We start from the raw sequence: 842 nt of genomic DNA on the forward strand, positions 1-842 counted from the left end.
TGGGTGACGTGGACGGTGGTCTCGGTGATGCCGTACATGTTCACCAGCACCGGAGCGTCGTCCGCGTGCCGCGCGTACCAGTCCGCCAGACGCGCCGGCTCCAGCGCCTCACCACCGAACACCACAGTCCGCAGAGCCAGCTCGCTCCCCGGACTCTCCCGGTCGGCCCGCATCAACTGATAGAACGCCGACGGCGTCTGGTTCAGCACCGTCACCCGCTGCTCCACCAGCAACCGCAAGAACGCCTCAGGACTGCGGGACGTCTCGAACGGCACCACCACCAGCCGCCCACCATGCAACAACGCACCCCACAACTCCCACACCGAGAAGTCGAACGCATACGAGTGGAACAACGTCCACACGTCATCCGGCCCGAACCCGAACCACGACCGCGTCGCATCAAAAAGACGCACCACGTTCCCGTGCGGAACCAGCACACCCTTCGGCCGCCCCGTCGAACCCGACGTATAGATCACATACGCCGGATGCTCCGGCCCCACCACCACACCCGGATCGGTGTCCGGCCACTCGGCCCACGCCTCCACCGCGTCCAGGACCAGCACCGGCCGGGCATCCTCCACCATGAACTCCCGCCGAGCCACCGGAGAGTCCGGATCCAACGGCAGATACGCCGCCCCCGCCTTCAACACCCCCAACACCGCCACCACCAACTCCACCGACCGCGGCAACGCCAACGCCACCACATCACCAGCACCCACACCCCGCCCCAACAACACATGCGCCAAACGGTTCGCCCACGCGTTCAACTCCCCGTACGACAACGCCACATCACCCGACACCACCGCCACCGCCCCCGGACACTCCCCCACCCGCGCCTCGAA

General features: G+C 67.1%; 1 protein-coding gene. It reads right to left on the minus strand.

Features of this window, described 5'->3' with window-relative positions; translation table 11 throughout:
• On the minus strand, positions 1-842 hold an 842-nt coding region (locus ALMP_RS36025), incomplete at both ends, for an AMP-binding protein (RefSeq protein WP_264936029.1).

The sequence above is a fragment of the Streptomyces sp. A012304 genome (assembly GCF_026008495.1).
GTDB lineage: Bacteria > Actinomycetota > Actinomycetes > Streptomycetales > Streptomycetaceae > Streptomyces.